15 protein-coding genes and 2 tRNA genes are annotated in these 16,961 nt (G+C 37.4%); 13 read left to right on the top strand and 4 right to left on the bottom strand.

Translation table 11 applies throughout. The annotated features are described in order from the left end of the window. The first annotated feature begins 117 nt into the window (after nucleotides 1-117). The 5 genes from QPX86_RS11355 (at nucleotide 118) to QPX86_RS11335 (ending at nucleotide 6,176) form a co-directional block, all read left to right on the top strand. Nucleotides 118-651, top strand: a complete 534-nt coding sequence (locus QPX86_RS11355) for a cell division protein ZapC (protein WP_220754344.1) — start codon at nucleotides 118-120, stop codon at nucleotides 649-651. A gap of 311 nt (nucleotides 652-962) precedes the next feature. Then, complete coding sequence (locus QPX86_RS11350) at nucleotides 963-1,919, top strand: Gfo/Idh/MocA family protein (protein WP_285162721.1); 957 nt, start codon at nucleotides 963-965, stop codon at nucleotides 1,917-1,919. A 113-nt stretch (nucleotides 1,920-2,032) separates the two neighbouring features. Next, nucleotides 2,033-2,515, top strand: coding sequence for a GNAT family N-acetyltransferase (locus QPX86_RS11345; protein ID WP_285162720.1), 483 nt, complete (start codon nucleotides 2,033-2,035; stop codon nucleotides 2,513-2,515). Between the two features lie 355 nt (nucleotides 2,516-2,870). Next, a complete protein-coding gene (locus QPX86_RS11340) occupies nucleotides 2,871-3,923 on the top strand; it encodes a LacI family DNA-binding transcriptional regulator (RefSeq protein WP_259651338.1) in 1,053 nt (350 codons plus the stop codon). Nucleotides 3,924-4,529: 606 nt separating this feature from the next. Next, nucleotides 4,530-6,176: a methyl-accepting chemotaxis protein gene (locus tag QPX86_RS11335; RefSeq protein ID WP_285162717.1), complete on the top strand. Its 1,647-nt coding sequence runs from the start codon at nucleotides 4,530-4,532 to the stop codon at nucleotides 6,174-6,176. A gap of 353 nt (nucleotides 6,177-6,529) precedes the next feature. Here the strand turns inward: QPX86_RS11335 and QPX86_RS11330 are convergent, their stop codons facing one another. After that, on the bottom strand, nucleotides 6,530-6,841 hold the full coding sequence (locus tag QPX86_RS11330; protein ID WP_285162715.1) for a hypothetical protein: 312 nt from the start codon (nucleotides 6,839-6,841) through the stop codon (nucleotides 6,530-6,532). A gap of 175 nt (nucleotides 6,842-7,016) precedes the next feature. Between QPX86_RS11330 and QPX86_RS11325 the strand changes: the two genes are divergently transcribed. The 3 genes from QPX86_RS11325 (at nucleotide 7,017) to QPX86_RS11315 (ending at nucleotide 9,954) form a co-directional block, all read left to right on the top strand. Continuing rightward, complete coding sequence (locus QPX86_RS11325) at nucleotides 7,017-7,511, top strand: putative 4-hydroxy-4-methyl-2-oxoglutarate aldolase (RefSeq protein ID WP_220754339.1); 495 nt, start codon at nucleotides 7,017-7,019, stop codon at nucleotides 7,509-7,511. Nucleotides 7,512-7,573: 62 nt separating this feature from the next. Continuing rightward, complete coding sequence (locus tag QPX86_RS11320; RefSeq protein WP_220754338.1) at nucleotides 7,574-9,415, top strand: AsmA family protein; 1,842 nt, start codon at nucleotides 7,574-7,576, stop codon at nucleotides 9,413-9,415. Further along, complete coding sequence (locus QPX86_RS11315) at nucleotides 9,415-9,954, top strand: BsuPI-related putative proteinase inhibitor (RefSeq protein ID WP_220754337.1); 540 nt, start codon at nucleotides 9,415-9,417, stop codon at nucleotides 9,952-9,954. The genes QPX86_RS11320 and QPX86_RS11315 overlap by 1 nt, the downstream gene beginning before the upstream one ends. Before the next feature lie 157 nt (nucleotides 9,955-10,111). Here QPX86_RS11315 and QPX86_RS11310 read toward each other — a convergent pair whose 3' ends face one another. Then, nucleotides 10,112-11,626: a LysM peptidoglycan-binding domain-containing protein gene (locus QPX86_RS11310; protein ID WP_285162713.1), complete on the bottom strand. Its 1,515-nt coding sequence runs from the start codon at nucleotides 11,624-11,626 to the stop codon at nucleotides 10,112-10,114. Between the two features lie 142 nt (nucleotides 11,627-11,768). Further along, the gene (gene gloB / locus QPX86_RS11305; RefSeq protein WP_285162711.1) at nucleotides 11,769-12,560 is read right to left on the bottom strand and encodes a hydroxyacylglutathione hydrolase; all 792 of its coding nucleotides are present in this window, start codon (nucleotides 12,558-12,560) and stop codon (nucleotides 11,769-11,771) included. A 403-nt stretch (nucleotides 12,561-12,963) separates the two neighbouring features. Between gloB and QPX86_RS11300 the strand changes: the two genes are divergently transcribed. Further along, nucleotides 12,964-13,713, top strand: a complete 750-nt coding sequence (locus tag QPX86_RS11300) for a class I SAM-dependent methyltransferase (RefSeq protein ID WP_285162710.1) — start codon at nucleotides 12,964-12,966, stop codon at nucleotides 13,711-13,713. 96 nt (nucleotides 13,714-13,809) lie between these two features. On the opposite strand, the gene rnhA is transcribed toward QPX86_RS11300, so the two are convergent. Then, the gene (gene rnhA, locus QPX86_RS11295; RefSeq protein WP_220754333.1) at nucleotides 13,810-14,283 is read right to left on the bottom strand and encodes a ribonuclease HI; all 474 of its coding nucleotides are present in this window, start codon (nucleotides 14,281-14,283) and stop codon (nucleotides 13,810-13,812) included. A 73-nt stretch (nucleotides 14,284-14,356) separates the two neighbouring features. Here rnhA and dnaQ point away from each other — a divergent pair, with 73 nt between their 5' ends. The 4 genes from dnaQ (at nucleotide 14,357) to QPX86_RS11275 (ending at nucleotide 16,937) form a co-directional block, all read left to right on the top strand. Then, on the top strand, nucleotides 14,357-15,091 hold the full coding sequence (gene dnaQ / locus QPX86_RS11290) for a DNA polymerase III subunit epsilon (protein ID WP_220754332.1): 735 nt from the start codon (nucleotides 14,357-14,359) through the stop codon (nucleotides 15,089-15,091). Nucleotides 15,092-15,114: 23 nt separating this feature from the next. Then, nucleotides 15,115-16,413, top strand: coding sequence for a TIGR03503 family protein (locus QPX86_RS11285; protein WP_285162709.1), 1,299 nt, complete (start codon nucleotides 15,115-15,117; stop codon nucleotides 16,411-16,413). A 320-nt stretch (nucleotides 16,414-16,733) separates the two neighbouring features. Continuing rightward, nucleotides 16,734-16,810, top strand: a tRNA-Asp gene (locus QPX86_RS11280). Between the two features lie 50 nt (nucleotides 16,811-16,860). Next, a tRNA-Asp gene (locus QPX86_RS11275) sits at nucleotides 16,861-16,937 on the top strand. The last annotated feature ends 24 nt before the right edge of the window (nucleotides 16,938-16,961 follow it).

Below are 16,961 nucleotides of genomic sequence, written 5' to 3'. Positions count from 1 at the left end.
CGATCTTTCGATCGCTATAACTTTATGATCTTTATATCAAATTTTTTTAATTATCTTTTGATATTGTCTGAAATATAAACTATTATCACATTGTATTCTTATAATTAGGTACTAAAAATGTTATTAATGCCAAATAAGGACTGGCAGTGGGAATATAATGAAAGCTATAAGCAATTAAGTATTTCATTAGGTTCCGAGATGGAGTTCTTAACCCCATACAAAACTAAAACCCTCATTCCTGATGCGTTAATAACATCAGAATTTAGTGTCGAGCACGCCAAATTCTATATACAGTTACTTGAAAGTCTTCCTAAAATTATTAACATGTCTGATGCTGCAGTTGTTCAAACAGCATTAAATGCAACAGCTGCGCACTTTTTATTAAAACCTCAAATGCCAAAATCTTGGTTTTTTGAAATTAGCCAAGAATGTGTTTATTGCGAAGTGGGTAAGTTATTTAACCTTAATGCCAATGGTACTCGCGTATTGGTTATGGTGGTGGAAAATAGCTTACAAGCTGCGTTAGTGATGGTGTTATCAAAAGAGTGCCCACTATCTGAAAATAAAACCCTTCAGCAGTTTGAAACAATAAAAGTGATGCACAATAGACTTAATCCGCTCAGAAAAGCACAACTTGTTGTAGCTGCATAATAAACAGTTTTAAATTAACTTATTATTGTTCAATATATTGAACAATATGGGTTATTTTCCTGCTTAAAAACTTCTTACCTTACATTAACCTCCATAAAATTGTTAATCAATACTTAAGTCTTGTCCAATTTATTGTCATAGTAATTCATGATTTTCACTTCTATCTTTAACATTATTAGTATTAAAGGCTAAACAAGTCTTATATCGTATAAACTTTATACTCAAAGTTTGCTCGGTTTCTTTTTCGACTAAATTATGTGTAAATATCATCGTCAACATTGATGCTTTAATATCGATGAAAAGGATTTTAAATGAAAACACTTAATTGGGGCATCATCGGAGCAGGGCGGATTGCTCATCAATTTGCTAGCGATATGGCTGTGGTCAGTAATTGCAATTTTTATGCAGTGGCTGCACGTGATAAAAAACGAGCTGTAGAGTTTGCTGAGCAATACGATGCGAAGGTTGCCTATGGCGACTATGAGAGTTTGTACAATGATGACAAAATTGATGTGGTATATATTGCTACACCACATAACTTTCACTTTGAGCAAGCTAAAGCGGCAATGCTTGCCGGTAAGTCCGTGTTGTGTGAAAAGCCAATTACAGTATCAGTTGAAGAGTCACATTTGCTGTTTGAAATAGCAGAGCAACAGCAGGTCTATCTTATAGAAGGCATGTGGACATACTTTTTACCAGCTATTATCCAAGCAAAAAAATGGCTTAAAGCTGGTCGAATTGGCACTCTTTTGCAAGTTAAAGCTGATTTTGGTTACCCTCTAGTTTATGCACCGGATTCTCGAGAATATTCAACTGATCTTGCCGGAGGATGTGTTTTTGATATGGGAATATATCCAATCGCTTTAGCACATTTATTTACTGAACAATCCCCCGAATCTATTTATGTAAGTTCACATCTTGCTCCCAATGGCGTAGAAGACGAAGCCAATTTTATATTCAATTACTCTGAAATGACGGCAGTTTTAGGGACTTCCTTTAGAAGTAAACTACAAAACTCGGCTTATATAATTGGCGACAAAGGCTATATCACTATCCCTGATTTTTGGCGTGCCAGTGAATGTCATCTTTATGAACTCGATGACCATAAGGATTCATTTGCTGATTGCCGAAGTACCATTGGGTTTAGTTATGAAATTGAGGCCATTGCTAATGATATTCTGGTTGGAAAATTAGTTTCTGACATTGTGACACCAGAAATGTCTAGACTGTTCCAACAACATATTGCCTGGGTTAAAACGTACATTTAGATAAATTATTTAGCTAATTAACCGGTTAAGTAAGTGGGTTTATTAATTATTTTAAAATTAAAAAATTACTGATAATCTAAAAATACGAGTAAGCAAAAAAATATAATAAATTGATGAATATAATCATAAAACCTATAAGTGCAGATCAAGATACTGCCGTTGCGAACATCATAAAGGCAGTTGGTAAAGAGTTTGGTGCCGTAGGCGAGGGCTTTGGTCCCTCAGATGCGGAAGTTGAACAAATGAGTCAGCATTATTTTCCTGAGCAGAAAAGTATTTACCTTGTTGCTTTTGTAGATGGTGAAATTGTAGGAGGTGCAGGTATTGCTCCATTTAATAATGCTAGAGATACCTGTGAATTGCGTAAACTGTTTTTACTTCCACAAAGCCGAGGATTGGGCTTAGGTAATCGATTAACTCAAGAATGCTTGGATTTTGCAACTAAAGCAGGCTTCAAGCAATGTTATTTAGATACATTAACCAGCATGTCTGTAGCGATAAGATTATATGAAAAAGTGGGCTTTGAGCATCTAAGTCAACCATTAGATGGCACTATTCATGGCGGTTGTGATGTGTGGATGCTTAAACAACTTTAGTTTTAGCTTAGTAAGAGTGTTTACCGAGTACGGGACTTAAGGATTCACACGATAATGAACAGCTTCATTTAGAGTGAATCTTTTAATTACATTAGCTTTAAGCACGTTGAAATAGTTAATGATTGTTATCGTTAACCTAAAACTTGTTGTTACATACCGAGGTTATCGTTTTTGTTAACATATGTGTGATATACGCTTTGGTTAATGATTTTATTTATATTTTTGCTAAACCTGTTTGGTAACAATATACGATATACCTTGGATCATCTTGAGTTTCTTTTAAATTGTTTCTGAGTTTTATTTTATTTTTGTTACAGTCTTTGTCTGTAATATTTTCAATTCTTAATGAGTTATGATGAGCGCAACGACTAATATGAGTACTAGATTAAAGACAACCATTCAAGATGTAGCTAAATTGGCGGGTGTCTCTAAAATGACCGTTTCGCGTGTACTCAATAATGATGAAAAGGTAAGTGATAAAACCCGGACTAAGGTTAAGAAAGCGGCCTCAGAGCTGAATTATCGACCAAATATTTCAGCAAGAAGGTTAGCTAGTTCAAAATCCTATTTTATTGGGCTGTTGTATGAGAATTCGAGTGACGGTGACTATGCCAGTCAATTCATATTGTCGGCTTTAAAAAGCTGTCGTAAGAAGGGTTATCATTTAGTCGTTGATGATTGCGAAGGCACCCAAGAAAATAAACTAAAAATTACTCGTGATTTAATAGAAGAAACGCGTGTGGATGGGGTTATCTTATTGCCTCCACTGTGTAATAACATCTCTATTTTAAAGGAGCTAGCTTCGCTTAATGTCCCTTATATTCGTGTTTCCCCAGATATAGAGTTAACGTTATCTCCGTTTGTCTGCATGGATGATTATCAAGCTGCATATGACATGACAAACTTGCTAATCAATAGCGGCCATAAAGATATTGGTTTTATCGTAGGCGACCAAGAAAAAGGTCCCTGTAGGTTACGATATCAAGGATTTTTAGATGCTATGCGTTCAAAAAAATTACCAGTTCCTCCAGAGTTTATAGAGTATGGTCAATTCTGTTATAAATCAGGATTGTCAGCTGCTAAGGCATTACTCGATAGAGTTAACAAACCTAGTGCTATTTTTGCCAGTAATGATGATATGGCTGCAGCAGTGATTTCAGTAGCCAATTCTTTAGGCTTAAATGTGCCAAAAGATTTGAGTGTTGCTGGTTACGATGACACGCCAATCGCTACTACTATTTGGCCACATATTACGACGGTTAAACAACCAATCATTGCTATGGCTGAGTCATCTGTTGATTTATTAACTTCTGGAGATATGAATAAGATAGATTCGACTAGTTTATCAAGTTTACGACATGTACTTGATTTTGAGATTAAACAACGAGACTCAGTTGAAAGTAACTAATAGTTTGAAAACGTGTATGTAAAATAGTTTTTGATTTTTACTCTACTTTAAACGGTTACTTCCCGTTTGATTTATGTTTATAACAGTTAATTTTTACTTGAATGATCAAGATAAATCAGTTGCTATTAGATCACGGTTTGTGAATATCTCTTAAAGTCATGATGCTAATCTGGAGTGAGTTGGTAATTTTATTTGTTAAAGCTTCTTGAACCTCCTTTTATAACATTCATTATTGTTTCAATAGGTCTGAAGTTAAAGCTAATTAATGAAAAGATAGAGACCTTAAATAAATTAATGCGGCAATGTGACAGTGCGTCATGTCACTTTTAAAACTGATTTCAATCAATATAATATCAAATTAATTCTAGTGGTTGCTCGAATAGTGTTCAACATTTGTCGTCTGTGGTCGATAATACAATAGTCGTAGTGAGAGATTTGTGGCTTCTAAATACATTACAGTGTTTTAAAGCTGAGATCGTTTCTCGCTTCTATTAATCACTTTTTCAGTTGGTTGTAGAGCTTATCAATTGTATTTTAAGTAATTTATAGCTTATACGACATAACGAGTACGGAGTGAACTTAAATTGCAATTAAATGGTGATACTCATGAATTCTGTTTATCTATTTTTACGCAAAACTAGCATTGCAAATCGGTTGCTGGCAATGATTATCGTGGCAGCATTAGCAACAATATTAATGTTTTTCTTTGCTTTTAATCGAATTGATAATGTTTTAGTTCAAGAAAAAGAAGCAAAACTTACCTCTTTAGTTGGTGTTGCCGGCTCCGTTATATCTCAGTTTCATCAACAATCTCAAGAAGGTCTAATAACTGAGGATGAAGCCAAGTCTGCTGCAATATCGGCTTTGAATGAACTTCGATATTCTGGCAATGAATACTTCTTTACCATTAATTTAGAAGGCGTCATGGTTCAACATGCTTTTGCTAAAAAATTAATAGATACCAATGTTTTATTCATGAGAGATCCTGAGAAAGTACCTCTTTTTCAGTTAATGATTGAACGAACCAATCAATCTAAGAATGCCACAGTTAATTATATGTGGAATAAACCAAATCAAGACTCACCAAGTCCTAAGATGAGTGTCGTAGAGCGCTTCCAACCATGGGGCTGGGTTGTAGGAACTGGTATTTATATTGATGACATTCAAGCGCAACAGTCGACTTTTGTGATGCAATATTTATTGCTGTTATTGGTAATATGGGTTCCGATTATTATTCTCTTAATTGTGATTACGCGAAGTATTGCAGAGCCAATGCAACAAACGATTACTGCTTTTGAAAATATTGCCAAAGGCGAAGGTGATTTGACTCTAAGGCTGTCAGAAGATGGTCAAGATGAACTTAATTTGATAGCGCAAAACTTTAATATTTTTACCAATAAAATCCAGCAGTTGGTGTCTTCGGTGGCAGTTTCTGTTTCAGAAAGCCATACTCTGGCTAGTGATTTGTCATCTATTTCTTCAAAAGCCAATGACATCTCTTCTAGCGTTCAAATGGAAACAGAAAACGTTGCAACAGCAATCAATGAAATGTCGATGACAGCAGCTGAAGTAGCATCAAATGCGCAAACTGCAGCTAACAGTGCCAATGTTGCTGACAGTGAAGCTGATAACACCGCTGCAATTGTTGATAATGCTATTGTTAAGATTGGTGATTTGTCGACAGAGTTACAACAAACTGGATCAGTCGCCAAAGGATTAAAAGTTAGTTCTAGCCAAATAGGGCAAATTTTAGATGTAATTGTTGGCATTGCAGAACAAACTAATTTACTGGCCTTAAATGCGGCAATTGAAGCTGCGCGTGCTGGTGAGGCTGGGCGAGGTTTTGCGGTTGTTGCTGATGAAGTGAGGACCCTTGCAAGCCGCACTCAAGATTCTACCAGAGAAATTAACGGTATTATTGATGCAATTAGAGAAGCTATTGAAAATGTTAACCAGTCGGTTGAGCGAGCGATTATTCAATCCGATGAAACTGTCGGTGAGACTCAAAAAGTAGAAGTTGCACTCAATTCAATAAAAACGGCAATTGGCGATATTTCTCAGATGAATATTCAAATTGCAGGAGCCACTGAAGAGCAAAGTGCCGTTATATCAGAGTTGAATATGAACATCACTCGAATTAACGATATGTCGCTTGAAAATAAAACACATAATGAGCAACTTTCTCAAAGCAGTATTCAGATAGCTGATGGTTCGAATCAATTAGGAAAGATTGTCGGTAATTTTAAAGTGTGATTAATGCCGCCATTGATTGGTATTATTAATCAATGGCATTATTTTTTAATTCTCAGCTCCTCACTTAGTGTTTAAAATAGAAGAATAGATAGATTTTTAAATATAGAAGGGTAAATGAACAACCAATATCATTAGAACTATTTTGTATTTCTAGTACTATTTGTCATTTCTATCAAAAGAAAACTAACGATAATTACACTTAAATATCCACACTTAGATATCCATCTAGATAGAATTTAATAATACGACTGGCTTCTAGTTAATAACACAGAACCCAAAGTATGCTAAAACACTGGTAAGGAATTATTCATGATGCCAGAAATAAATAATGTCTGCTTTAATCTGGAAGAATATTATTGTTTTAATTTTACCATGATGTTTAAAACATCTTGGTATGATATTTTATATTCTCTTGATAACTGGATGATTTTTGCTTTGTAGGTTTGGATATGTTCTTGTTTTAATAACTCAATTTGCTTTTCTTCTACTATCTCAGATACCACTTCTTCTAAGATCTTTAAACGACGCAAGCTATAATCCAATGAGGATAAGTATGTCTTCATTTGAACTCTATTGCGGGCATTCTCAAGGTTTTTTGTGGTGCGGTTTTCGAAATCTAATTCATCGAAAGCATTAATAACATTTTGTAAATTAATATCTGTCATATAGAAAACTACTTAAAGAGGTTAGTTAATTAAAAGCAATGTTGGTATTGCAGTGTTTTCATCCATGAACAATAGAGTATAAGCGACAGTCTATTCAGATTTATGAATTGTTTCAATAGCTATACCCGTTTATATTAATGTTAAATTCTATTCATTTTAGTACATGGAGAGTGAGATGTTAGATTTATTACCTGACTTATTTGATTATTACGAAGATGAACTGACTTTAGTTCAATCAAATTGGAATAGCTATGGTGGTAGAACTATTTTCTATGGCGAAGTCGTCACAGTTAAATGTTTTGAAGATAACTCTAAAGTGAAATCAACCCTAGCTAAGCCTGGAAGAGGTAAAGTGCTTGTGGTCGATGGGGGGGGCGTTTTTCGCCGAGCACTATTAGGTGACATGATTGCAGAATCAGCAGCATCCAATCATTGGGAAGGAATTATTATTTATGGTGCTGTTCGTGATGTTGGCACGCTTAAAACCATTGATATAGGGGTACAAGCATTAGCAAGTAACCCGATTAAAACTGTGAAAAAAGAGGTCGGCTTAGTCAATGTCGATATTGAAATAGAAGGTGTCACAATAAAACCCAGTATGATGGTATATGCTGATGAAAACGGCATAGCTATAGCGAAAAAACCTTTAGATTTAACGGTATTAAGCTAAACTAATATTAACAACATAAGTAACTTAAAATTGAAATTCAATTTGCTTACAAGGATGCAAACATGAAGGCACTTAAATGGCTATTAGGTATCGTTGCCGGTTTAGTATTAATACTGGTCGTGTATTTAACGGTATTTTTTGATCTCAATAGTTTTAAACCACAAATAGTAGATGCAGTTACAAAACAAACTGGGCGCGAATTTGTTATTGAAAATGATTTAAGTTGGAGCTTCTTCCCATCAATAGGGATAAACCTAGGTGGTATTTCACTATCCAATCCAGAAAACTTTTCTCCGGCTACGTTTGTTGAAATCAATGAAGCCGTTGCCAATGTAGAACTGATGCCTTTATTGAGTCAAGAAGTTCAAATCGCCATGCTTTCTTTAGATGGCTTAACGTTGAATATGGTTACGAAAAAGGATGGCTCGACAAGTTTAGATGGGTTAAGTGGCGAAAAAGCGGCAGTAACAGAACAACCGAAAGCTTCTGCAGAGTCTTCGAGCAGTAAAGAGCCTTCGAGCAGTAATATACAGCTTCAAAGCCTACAAATTGGTGGTGTATCGGTTACCAACACCACGATTAATCTCATCGATGAAATGAACGATACCAAGCAGGTATTTGTATTAAATAGTTTAACACTTGGTGAGTTTTCATTAGGGAATGCAGCAGATTTTGCTTATGACTTTTCTGCCCAAATGCCAGATATGACAGTTAGCAGTAATGGTGAAGGCAAACTTACCGTTAATAAAGATTTGACTAAAGTGTCTATAGCAGGTTTTACCATTAATACTGACGTAGATGGTGAGAGCATTCCTAATAAGAAATTAACCACCCAGTTAGTCACTGATATTAATCTTGGGTTAGATTCACAAAGCGTACAAGTGGCAATCAGTAAACTGTCCGCGATGAATATTAATGCTACTGGTGAAGTTAAGGTTAATTACAGCAGTAAAATCCCTAAGATTAATGTTCAAATGGATTTCGGTGATATTGATCTAGATAAAATAATGCCACCAGCGAGTGAGAAGGCAGACGATGCTTCGTCAGAAAAAGTAGCTTCAACTGAACCTGCTCAAGAGCCTGATTTATCTGCATTGAAAACCATAGATTTAACTTTAGGCATGACGGTTAAATCAATAAAAGTTGCTAATTTATTGACTCAAGACTGGGAAATGAAGGCGACGGTAAAAGACGGTATTGCTAATTTGAGTGATTTTTCTGCAAATTTATATGAAGGCAGCATAACTGCAAAAGCAAAACTTGATGGACGCCAAAAAGTTGCAAGTTATAACTTTGAAAAATCACTATCGGGAGTACAATTTCGCCCGTTATTGAAAGATGCTGCAGATATCGATTTGATTTCTGGTTCAGCAAATTTCAATATCAAAGGTTCTGGTAAAAGTCTCATTCCTGATAACTTAAAGAAAAATCTATTAGCAAATGGGGATTTTACTATTGCAGACGGCTCACTTTATGGGGTGAATATTCCGCAGATGATCCGTAGCGCTCAAGATAAGTTAAAAGGCGATTTATCTGCCCAGAATGAAGAAGAGCTTAAGACTGATTTCACTAGTTTAACAGGTAGTTATTCATTGAAAAATTCAATGTTTACTAATCCTGATTTAGCAATGGCTTCACCTTTAATTCGTTTAGCTGGTAATGGCAGCGCCAATATTGATTCTCAAACTGTTGACTATAAATTGACAACCTCGGTTGTTGGTTCGCTTTCAGGTCAAGGAGGCGAGAATGATCCATTGGCTGGGGTGGATATTCCACTAACGATTAAAGGCAGTATGCAAGACCCTAAATTTGGTATTGATACTAGCGCGTTATTTGATGCCAAGTTAAAAGGTGAAACAGATAAGCTGAAAGATAGCTTGTTCAAAAAATTAGGAGGGTTTTAATGAAACGTTTTATAGGTTGCTTAAGTTTACTTTTAGTAGGTTGTAGTGCGACAAGTACCGATGTGACTGCTGAAGGTAGTAAAGATGCAGCTGTCATAAAACCCGCTAAGGAAGTCAAATCGATTACCTTAGGCGCTGGAGTATCAACTATGGCTGAAACTGTGCTTGTTGGCTTTTTAGAAGCTAAGGAATATACCGATCCAACTAAAGCGATGTCTTTGATGTACACAGCGACCAATAGTCAAAGTCACAGTGTTAGCTTGAGGTTTAATTCAGGAATGACGGCTGACTTGTGGCTGTATGATCCAAAAGGACAGAAAGTATGGTCATCGTCGCAGGACATGATGTATACCCAAGCATTAAGAGATGTGACTTTAGCCCCTGCACAAACCATTAAAACGCGTTTCAGTGTACCTGTTGCCATTATGGAAAAGGTTTCTGGTCCTGGTTACCGTTTTGAAGTGAAATTCGCTGGTAAAGTTGATGGAAGTAGTATGCCATTGATTAATGCTAACTCTACTCCATTAATCGTTAAGTAACTAAAGTAAGTAAAGTTAATTACTTAGATAGTTACCTTTACATAAGATGTGCTTCGACGACTCGTTTGCAATAAAAATTTGCAATAAAAAGGCCAGTGATTAACTGGCCTTTTTTATGTCTTTATTTTACAAGACTTCGCCTGCAATAAATGGTGATTTATGCATTTACCTTACTGACATCGACAACTAACCTTAGCATTTGGCCAGGTTGAATATACTTAGTGTTATGCAACTTATTCCATTTAATTAAATCATCTACTGAGACATTAAACTTATCAGCAATACGGGCTAAAGAGTCGCCAGAGCGAACCTTATAATTTACTGTGCGCTCGTTGCCACTGTTTGTTGTAGCACTACCAATGGTCAATACTTTACCAATACTTAATGCTCCATTTTTCGGTAATCGATTCCAGCGAATTAATGCATCTACAGAAACATCATATTTACGTGCAATATTCCACAATGAATCGCCAGATTTAACCGTATAAGTAACAGCTTTTGGTGTTAACTGGTTCTGGGCTAACAGTTGATCGGTAGTTAAGTCAGCACCTTCTGGTGGTACTGGAATAATCAAGTATCGACCTGCGCGAATATTGTTATTCTTTAGATTATTACTAGAGCGAATAAACGATGCAGAAGTATCGAAGCGCTTTGCTATGTGGCTGACAGTGTCGCCGGACTGAATTTTATAACGATGCCAGTTTAGCTTTGACTTAGGATCAAGTTGAGCTAACTTTTGCTCAAAAGCATCCTTTTTGTCATAAGGCACAACCAGTGTGTGGGGGCCATCAGGAGATGTTGCCCAGCGATCAAGACCAGGGTTTAAGCTTTTAAGCTCGTTAATGTTCATGTCAGCTAAATCAGCAGCTAGTTTTAAATCCATTTGGCTTTGAATATCAACAATCGCAATATGCGGTTCGTTGCTAATTGGTGTTAAGTTAATACCGTATTTGTCGGCATTTTTAATTACATCAGATAAAGCTATTAACTGTGGTACATAACGCTGAGTTTCTCTTGGCAGTGATAACGACCAAAAATCAGTACTTTTACCAGCAGCTTTATTACGACGTACTGCGTTATTTACACGGCCTTCACCGGTATTGTAAGCCGCAATGGCATACAACCAATTGTTACCTGTGCGGTCATATAAATATTCTAGGAAATCTAGTGCCGCGATAGTTGCAGCTGGGACGTCACGGCGTCCGTCATACCACCAGTCACTTTTTACACCGAAGTAATTAGAAATAGGCGAGGTTAATTGCCAAAGCCCTGAAGCTGCACTGGCAGAGTAAGCTGAAGGATCGAATGAGCTTTCTACAATTGGCAATAAAGCAATTTCGATAGGCATATCACGCTTTTCTAATTCTTCAACAATGTAATGAAGGTAAGGTTCAGCGCGCTTTGACACGATTTCTAAGTGTCTTGGATTTGCGAGATACCAGTCACGATATTGATTGACCAGTTTCTGGTCATCAATAGGCATTTCCATTTGTAGACTGATACGTTGCCATACATCGGTAATTTCAACTGGTTTTTCAACTTTAACGATAGGCTCTGCAGGCTCTGCCGGCTTTTGAATAGCAATAGGCTCTGGCGTAGGTTTAGTTGTTAGTGTTTGACAGCCGGTTAAAAAGGCCATGCTACCAACAAAAATATATAAAGATTTGTGCATCGAAAACGATATTCCTAAGTCTTGCAAACAGGCTTAACAAGATTGTAAGCCTAAAGTATTGGTCAAAATTGAAGCGGCATTGTAGAGCAAAACCCGCTTGTTGTCTTGGCTAAGTTGCGTTTGCTTAGCCTTGTTCTAATTTTTAAAAATTGTTTTTCCACTGTCTTAGCAAGGTAAATGTCTGTATATCTGTAGGATTGTTCACATTAAACTGCTGCGAAATGGATTGTTTAATTTCCGTACAGTGACTTCTTAAAAACGGGTTTATTGCTAACTCTGTTGCAATAGTTGTAGGGATTGTTGAAATATTGTTCATTCTGGCATCTAGAACAGACTGATTATACTGTTGCAATTGAGGGTTATTAGGCTCAACCGCCATAGCGAAGGCTAAATTAGCTTGGGTGTATTCATGAGCACAGTATACTTTTGTATCTTTATCTAGTGATGATAATTTTGATAACGACGCCGACATTTGTTCTGGGCTGCCTTCAAATAAACGACCACAACCTCCGCTGAAAAGTGTATCTCCACAAAACAGGGCATCTTCGATACTGTATGCAATATGGCCTAATGTATGGCCTGGTACTTCAATTACATTCACTGGATTAGTAATAAAAGGGAGTAATAGTGATTGTTGGTGGTCAATTAACTCAGTTAATCCATCGATGTTTTCTTTACTTGGCCCATAAACATTGAGTTGGTTTTGATAGGCTTTTTGAAGCTCTGCGATACCACCTGTGTGATCCGCATGATGGTGAGTAATTAAAATACCGACTAAATCCAATTTGTTTCCTTGAGTTTCAGCACCCTGCAAATAACTTAATACACTTTTTGCGCAGCCCGGATCAACAACATAAGCTTTATTTGAGTCAGCTTGATGAAATAACCAAATATAATTGTCATTGAAAGCCGGGATCGTAATAACTGAAAGCATGGAAGCACCTTGATAAAATAAGAATCTACAGATTAACGGATTATCTTTAAGACACCAATCCCTGATGATTAAAAAAGGAAGTACCTTGTCATCTATAACTATTCATTGCCAGAATGCTTTACATTAATTATTTAATTAGCACTTTTTTGTAAAGCGACTAAGTATGTTAGAACTGAACTATTTTAAAAATGATACTAGTAGAGAGTGACTGCGTCGCTCAACATTACTTATTGTTCTGTAACTAAATGGATAGCTCTTGCCTTAGCAGCGTCACTAAATGTAAACAGTGACTAAATTTACTCATTGATCTCATTACAATAATATTATTGAGATAGCTTAACGACTTTAATATAAAAATCGTTATACTCAAATGAGTCGCAAAAACCTTGAGGGTAAATTGTTCATGTCGATAAATGAGAAACCGCACGATTGGCAACAATTACCCTGTGGCGATGAAATTCAAGTGGCTGTTGAACAGAAGTTAGCCTGTTGGTGGCCAAGGATTTTCGGTTATCATCTATTAAAACTTGGGCCATTAAGCCACCAAATATCTAGTCTTCATTGCAACATTTCACGACACTTTTCAATTCATGATGGTGAAGGCGCTTCAATTATAGCTGATCCGCATCATTTACCACTCAATAGTGGTTCTATGGATGCGGTGTTAATGAGTTTTCTTATCGAGTTTGAACAAGACCCATATCGTTTATTGAGAGAAGTCGATCGCGTCATGATAAGCGGTGGGTATATCTTTATCTGCGGTTTTAACCCAGTAAGTACTGCGTTTATGGGGAAGTTATTACCCAAATATCAAACTAAAATTCCCTGGTCAGGACAGTTTTTTATGCCTGCTAGGGTAAAAGATTGGCTAGGGTTGTTAGGTTATCAAATACTTCAAGATGAACGCTTTATCTATCATCCATTAATTGGGGATATAAACCAAGGGACATGGTGGCAAAATCGAATTGAGCGTTGGTTACCAGGAATTGGCAGTGTTTATTTGATTGTGGCACGTAAAATGGAATCACCGCTTACGCCAATTAGAGAAAAGAAAAAGGCGAGAGCACCACAATGGGCACCAGCATCTACAGCGGGCAGATCAGGTCACTCTACCTTGCCTTGTTCGCAGCCGTCTCAACCTAACGAGCCTTAAGAATGTTAATTTAAGGCGTATTTCTTAAGACATAGTTTAAAAATCAATAGTTTAAAATCAAGATTGTAAAGTTAAGAATCTAGAATATACAAAATTTTATTCGGGATTATAGTTTACATCTTCTTGCTCTGGTTTAGCTTCAGCTGCCCATCTTGCTAAATCATCACAGCGTTCGTTCTCTGCATGACCTGCGTGTCCTTTAACCCAGCGCCAGTCCATGTCATGTAATTGGCTCACGGCATCTAAGCGTTTCCACAAATCGACGTTCTTAACTGGAGTTTTCGTTGATGTAATCCAACCTTTTTTCTTCCATCCATGGATCCATTGAGTGATGCCTTGACGCATATATTGGCTATCGCTTGTTAAAATAACTTTGCACGGCTCATATAGGGCTTCTAATGCTATGATTGGCGCCAATAATTCCATGCGATTATTGGTGGTTAATTTAAATCCGTCAGACATTTCTTTGGTTTGCAGCTTATATTTCATTACAATACCGTATCCGCCGGGACCTGGGTTACCCAGACATGAGCCATCAGTATATATTTTGATTTGTTTTAGTTCTGACATCAAATTGTTACCATGCAATACATATTAATGTCGGCAATTATACCTAAACATATAACAATTAATTGAGTTACCTATGAATATTATTTCTAGCGCAAGCCGCCAGGTTATTTTAGATACAGAAACAACTGGTATGAACCAAGCGGGTGGGCCTGTATATATTGGCCATCGCATTATTGAAATTGGTTGTGTAGAAGTGATAGACCGTAAATTGACTGGTCGTACTTATCATCAATACATTAATCCAGGTCAGTTAATTGACCCTGAAGCGATTGAAGTTCATGGGATCACCGATGAGAGAGTCGCTAAAGAACCACGCTTTCATCAAATAGCCCAAGAATTTATTGATTTCATTGATGGTGCTGAAATTGTCGCACACAACGCACCGTTCGATATTAGCTTTATGGACCATGAGTTTGCTCATTTACAGCCAGTAGGTCCAAAGACAGCTGATATCTGTGGCATTCTTGATTCATTAGTCGTTGCCAAGCATTTGCACCCTGGGCAAAAGAACAACCTTGATGCATTGTGTCGTCGTTATGGTATCGACTTGTCACGCCGTACTTATCACGGTGCGTTATTGGATGCTGAAATTCTTGCCGATGTCTATTTGATTATGACAGGTGGTCAAATTAAGTTTAATTTGTCCAACGAAAAGGCAGGTCAAGAAGGTGGCGGTATTCAATTAGTGGAACAAAATGCGTTTAATCTTAAAGTGATCTCAGCTACGGCCGATGAATTAGTATCACATGACCAACGATTGGATTTGGTCCAAAAATCAGGAAAATGCCTCTGGAGAGGCGAAGCCTAATACTTAAGGTAATGCGCTAATTAATGAAAGGATTTAGCCCCTATTTATTGTCATTGTTAATATTGGTTGGTGGCCTGCTGCCCCAATCTGTTTTTGCTGTGCCATATACCCAAGCCACTGAACTTAAAAATAGATTCAGAATTGATCATATGGTTGATGAGCTTACATTACTTGTTCAACGAGAATACGGCTCAGCCCCCGTAATTGTCATTTTACCCGACGGTTCTAAATGGTATTCAGATAGGCACCCTGAATCTGTTAAGTGGGTTGATGGCTTAACGGGTGACATGATAAAAATCCCCAAGCCTATGCCTGGTCCTTGGCAGCTTTTAGGCAATCTAGCGCCTAACTCCAGCATTCAGAAAGTTTCTAAACTTGAAATTGATGTCGAACCGATTCCTCAACCTTTATTTCAAGGTGAACGCCTTAAGGTCACTTCACGGTTACTCGGAGACGGTTTGACTGTTAGGTTGCCGGGTCTTGACTACATGATTGAGTGGACTGTTAAATTTGCCAGCCATCATAAGAATACCGACGCGAATTTTACTACTGGTACTATCATTGTGGGGTCTTATAAAGATAACGGTGAAGGGCTTGATGAAGTCCCTGATGATGGCATCTTTACGGGCAAGAAAAACCTCAATCAACCATGGGGAAATTATACGTTAACGGTTGAAGCAAGAAATAATATATTTCAGCGAGAGGTTAGTTATCCCTTTTATCTCTCGGAAAAACCGATAGCAGTCGATATTATCGAGCCTGAAGATAAGTTAAACGGGGTATGGCATATTCAACTGGTTGTTGATGATGAAGTGTTACAACTTGAACAGACTCATTTTCACTTTGATATCGTCGGGCCTGCAGGTCTTAAACTTCCGGTAAGTTTAAATGAGGTTCAATTTAAAGAAACCTTACTCGCGATTCCTGCGGTCACTGATTTTGGCAGCTATCGAATTAAAGGCTCTGCAGTTTCGACCACAATAGAAGGTCGCGAAATTGTACTTGATTTGCCTGAGCAGTTTTTCAATTTAATTGAGCCACCTGCGCCGCCACCCACGGCGGAAGAATTAGCTCAGCGAGCGGCAATTCAAGCAGCAAAAGAAGAAGCGGCTGCAAAAGAGAAGGCTATATTCTGGATTTTAGTGGTAAATGGCACCTTGTTGGTGATCGGTATTTTAGGCTTAATTATTTGGCGTAAAAAACAGGCGCTAAATAAAGCGTTAGCAGCAACCAAACTGCGACTGGAGCAAGAGGGGGCTGGAGAAGAGAGTCAAGAATCTACTATCGATGATTTAGATTTAACCATGCCAGATGAAAAATAGCTGATAAAACACACCTATATCGAAATATGGGGTTGCAGTAGTGACTCCATTACTTCTGATTTCAATTAAACTTTTTCTTCAATACCTGCTAAAAATGGGAACATTCGGCCCAACGCTTGTTAATTAATCACTAAGTAAAACTTAAAACAGCCATCTCATTAATTCAATTTTAGTTTGCCGCTTTAGAATCTTGACTCTTTTACGCACAAAAAGTACATGAATTAAGCTTGGTTGAACATTTTTTAGCTAAACAGTCAAAAAGGTGAAAAAAATGGTTGACGGTTTTTGACGACATCTCTATTATTCTTCGCAACTTAAGTGGAGCGGTAGTTCAGTTGGTTAGAATACCGGCCTGTCACGCCGGGGGTCGCGGGTTCGAGTCCCGTCCGCTCCGCCAGTTAAGTTACTTATATTTTGTTCATCTGTTTTAACAGATAACACAGTTTAGGAGCGGTAGTTCAGTTGGTTAGAATACCGGCCTGTCACGCCGGGGGTCGCGGGTTCGAGTCCCGTCCGCTCCGCCAAACAGATCAGCCCTTGTCATATGA

The organism is Shewanella goraebulensis (genome assembly GCF_030252245.1).
GTDB lineage: Bacteria > Pseudomonadota > Gammaproteobacteria > Enterobacterales > Shewanellaceae > Shewanella > Shewanella goraebulensis.
Note: the sequence above shows the minus strand (reverse complement) of the source record. Positions and strands in the feature narration are given on the sequence as shown.

Coding starts and splice junctions, on each gene's coding strand:
- QPX86_RS11315 (WP_220754337.1), top strand. CDS start 9,415: ATGAAACGTTTTATAGGTTGCTTAAGTTTACTTTTAGTAGGTTGTAGT.
- QPX86_RS11320 (WP_220754338.1), top strand. CDS start 7,574: ATGAAGGCACTTAAATGGCTATTAGGTATCGTTGCCGGTTTAGTATTA.
- dnaQ (WP_220754332.1), top strand. CDS start 14,357: ATGAATATTATTTCTAGCGCAAGCCGCCAGGTTATTTTAGATACAGAA.
- gloB (WP_285162711.1), bottom strand. CDS start 12,560: ATGCTTTCAGTTATTACGATCCCGGCTTTCAATGACAATTATATTTGG.
- QPX86_RS11330 (WP_285162715.1), bottom strand. CDS start 6,841: ATGACAGATATTAATTTACAAAATGTTATTAATGCTTTCGATGAATTA.
- QPX86_RS11325 (WP_220754339.1), top strand. CDS start 7,017: ATGTTAGATTTATTACCTGACTTATTTGATTATTACGAAGATGAACTG.
- QPX86_RS11340 (WP_259651338.1), top strand. CDS start 2,871: ATGAGCGCAACGACTAATATGAGTACTAGATTAAAGACAACCATTCAA.
- QPX86_RS11345 (WP_285162720.1), top strand. CDS start 2,033: ATGAATATAATCATAAAACCTATAAGTGCAGATCAAGATACTGCCGTT.
- QPX86_RS11310 (WP_285162713.1), bottom strand. CDS start 11,626: ATGCACAAATCTTTATATATTTTTGTTGGTAGCATGGCCTTTTTAACC.
- QPX86_RS11285 (WP_285162709.1), top strand. CDS start 15,115: ATGAAAGGATTTAGCCCCTATTTATTGTCATTGTTAATATTGGTTGGT.
- rnhA (WP_220754333.1), bottom strand. CDS start 14,283: ATGTCAGAACTAAAACAAATCAAAATATATACTGATGGCTCATGTCTG.
- QPX86_RS11300 (WP_285162710.1), top strand. CDS start 12,964: ATGTCGATAAATGAGAAACCGCACGATTGGCAACAATTACCCTGTGGC.
- QPX86_RS11335 (WP_285162717.1), top strand. CDS start 4,530: ATGAATTCTGTTTATCTATTTTTACGCAAAACTAGCATTGCAAATCGG.
- QPX86_RS11355 (WP_220754344.1), top strand. CDS start 118: ATGTTATTAATGCCAAATAAGGACTGGCAGTGGGAATATAATGAAAGC.
- QPX86_RS11350 (WP_285162721.1), top strand. CDS start 963: ATGAAAACACTTAATTGGGGCATCATCGGAGCAGGGCGGATTGCTCAT.